Below are 2,789 nucleotides of genomic sequence, written 5' to 3' on the forward strand. Positions count from 1 at the left end.
CGTGGGCTCGGAGATGTGTATAGGAGACAGGATTCTGGCCTGATGCGCGCGGGCGATAAGCTGCTGCGCCTCCGCCTCTTCACCTTTGCACAGGATACGCGGCAGCGGGGTCTGTCCGGGCCGGTAAAACAACGCCACCGCGTAGTGGGTGGGGTTAACCAGCAGTAAATCGGCGTCTTCGACTTTACCCGCCGGACGCGGTTTGGCGGGGGCATTGAGAATGTCGCGCGCCAGCGACTTACGCTGTCCTTTCATATGCGGATCGCCCTCGGCATCCTTATGTTCGTTGCGAAGATCCTCGTGACTCATCCTTTGCTGCTTCATAAAGAAGTATTTCTGCAATCCGAAGTCGATCACGGCCAGCACCAGCAGCGCCGCCAGCGTGGTGCGCGCCACGCGCTGGAGCACCGCCGCGACGCCGTGCCAGAAACCGTCCAGATTGCCGTAAGCCAGTTCGACCAACCACTCCAGCTGCGGAACCACCACGCGGTAGAAAATGATGCCAATGGTGACGGTCTTCAAAATGTTGGTCAGCATCTCCGTCAGCTTACGCATAGAAAACATCTGTTTGATCTGATTGACGGGATTCAACCGATTAAAATCCAGCTTAAGCGCTTCGGGCGCAAATAACGGGCCGTATTGGAGCCAGGCGCCGACGATTCGCATCAGTATGGCGACCGCGACGGTCAACAGACATAGCGTCGCCAGCAGGCTCAGCGCCTCGCTGACGATCTCGTTGACGGCATGTCCAAACGGATCGGTGAGGCGCTTTAACGGCAGTTGCATCAGCAGTTCGAGCTTTTCCATGCCGTTGTTAACCAGCGCCAGGATCATTTCCAGCAGCGCCGCGCTGATTAGCAGTTTGGGGATGTCCTGACTTTGGCCGACTTCGCCTTTGCGTCGCGCATCCCGCAGTTTTTTCGGCGTCGGTTTTTCGGTTTTTTCGCTCATGCGTCAGCCTCGGCGTGTCCGTCAGGAAAGTGCGGGAAAAAACTGCGGCAAAACGTGCTTCAGGTCCGGCAGCGCCTGAATCCGCCCCTCTGCAAGATATTGCACCACCGGCAGATACACGATAAAGAACGCCATTCCGGCGAGACATTTGGCCGGGACGGACAGCACATAGACCTGCAGCTGCGGGCTATACAGACTCAGCATCGCGATGCTGAATTCCAGCAGCAGTAACAGCGCCACCAGCGGCCCGGCAAAAATCACCATATGCGTGAAGGTGTCGGCCAGCAGGGCAAGGTAGGCGTGGAAGCCGGTTTCGCTGAGCGGCGGCAGCCAGACCAGCGCGGGCCACAGACGGTAGCTGTCCCAGATCAGTTGCGTCAGCCCGGAGAGCCCCAGCGTCAGCAACAGCATCAGCGTTAGCAGCTGCTTCATCATATGGCCGAGGGGCGTGGCGTCGCTGCCCAGCGCGGGGTTGAGTTGTCCGCCGATCAAGGCGCCGCGCTGGTTATCGAATAACGCCCCTACGGATTCGAACAGCCAGAAGGGCATCGCCAGAACGCAGCCTAACAGCAGCCCGACCGCCAGCTCCTTGAGCAACAGACCCGGCAACAGCGGCCAGCTGAGCGTCGTGTTTTGCATCTGCTGTTGGATGGCGGCGGCCGGGACTAGCGCCAGGGCCAGCACGATGGCATTTCTGAGCAGGCCTTTGACCAGCGTGAACGAAAATAGCGGCACCAGAAACAGGCAGGGATAGAGTCTGGCCATGCCGAGCGTCAGGGCAAAAATGAAGTCGTACAGGCGTTCGAGAGTATCGAGGGTCAGCATCATGGCCTCATGCGCGAGTCTGTTCGATCATATTGAAAGCCAACAGGGTCAGTTGGATCAGCTCGACGCCGATCCAGCGACCGGTCATGGCCAGCACCAGCCCGACCGCCACCAGCTTGATGGCGAAGGGAAGCGTCTGGTCCTGTAGCTGCATGACGGCCTGCAGTAGCGAAATCAGGACGCCTACAATGACGGCGACGACCAGCGGCGGCGCGGACAGCATCACGACCAGCACCATGGCCTGTCGAAACAAATTCAAAATTTCCACGTTTGCCTCACAGGTAGCTATAAAACAGGCCGTCAAGCAGCCGGGTCCAGCCGCTGACCAGCACGAACAGCAGCAGTTTGAGCGGCAGCGACAATGTGGTCGGCGCGACCATCTGCATCCCCAACGCCAGCAACACGTTAGAGACGATTAGGTCGATGACGATAAACGGGATGTAAATCAGAAAACCGATTTTGAATCCCGCCTGCAGCTCGGAGAGCACAAACGCCGGGATCACCAGCAAAATATTGTCCGGCGTCACTTTGTCGGACATGGCGGCGGGCCACATGCGGAGGCTGTTCTCATGCAGATGGGTGAGAATGTCGGGGTCGGTATTGCGGGACATAAACTTTTGCAGGGGTTCGATACCGTGCGTCGCGGTGGTTTCCAGCGTGCCGAGGTCGCTCATATCCAACGGCGTATCCTGAACGCGTTGCTTGATATCGCTGAAGACCGGCGCCATGACGAACAGGGTGGCGGCGAGGGCGATGCCATACAGCGCCATATTCGGGGGCACCTGCTGAACTCCGATCGCGTTACGGGTAATCAGTAACACGGTGGCGATTTTCAAAAAGCAGGTACAGACCACCATCATTAACGGAATGAGCGACAGCGCCCCCAACAGCAGGGCGAACATGACGGGATCGAATGCGCCCGCCGTCATGACTGCGGCTCCCGATCCGGCTGCAATGCGCCGAGTCGTTGGGTGATCTGCAGGGCCAGACGTCCCGCGACCTCCACCAGTTCG

4 protein-coding genes are annotated in these 2,789 nt (G+C 58.8%); all 4 read right to left on the reverse strand.

Annotation, left to right across the window (positions count from 1 at the left end; translation table 11 throughout):
• A partial coding sequence (sctU, locus tag Q7O77_RS16625; protein ID WP_304169835.1) for a type III secretion system export apparatus subunit SctU occupies positions 1-951 on the reverse strand: 951 nt, incomplete at its 3' end.
• A 21-nt stretch (positions 952-972) separates the two neighbouring features.
• Positions 973-1,776 (reverse strand): type III secretion system export apparatus subunit SctT, encoded by an 804-nt coding sequence (sctT, locus tag Q7O77_RS16630; protein WP_304169837.1) that lies wholly within the window; start codon positions 1,774-1,776, stop codon positions 973-975.
• A 7-nt stretch (positions 1,777-1,783) separates the two neighbouring features.
• Positions 1,784-2,044, reverse strand: coding sequence for a type III secretion system export apparatus subunit SctS (gene sctS / locus Q7O77_RS16635; RefSeq protein WP_026740165.1), 261 nt, complete (start codon positions 2,042-2,044; stop codon positions 1,784-1,786).
• A gap of 7 nt (positions 2,045-2,051) precedes the next feature.
• A complete protein-coding gene (gene sctR / locus Q7O77_RS16640) occupies positions 2,052-2,705 on the reverse strand; it encodes a type III secretion system export apparatus subunit SctR (RefSeq protein ID WP_304169839.1) in 654 nt (217 codons plus the stop codon).
• Positions 2,706-2,789: the final 84 nt, after the last annotated feature.

The sequence above is a fragment of the Lonsdalea britannica genome, assembly GCF_946477055.1.
In the GTDB taxonomy this organism is placed as follows: domain Bacteria; phylum Pseudomonadota; class Gammaproteobacteria; order Enterobacterales; family Enterobacteriaceae; genus Lonsdalea; species Lonsdalea britannica_A.

Excerpts from the sequence above, each read along its gene's own strand:
- sctR (WP_304169839.1), bottom strand. The coding sequence starts at position 2,705 with ATGACGGCGGGCGCATTCGATCCCGTCATGTTCGCCCTGCTGTTGGGG.
- sctT (WP_304169837.1), bottom strand. The coding sequence starts at position 1,776 with ATGCTGACCCTCGATACTCTCGAACGCCTGTACGACTTCATTTTTGCC.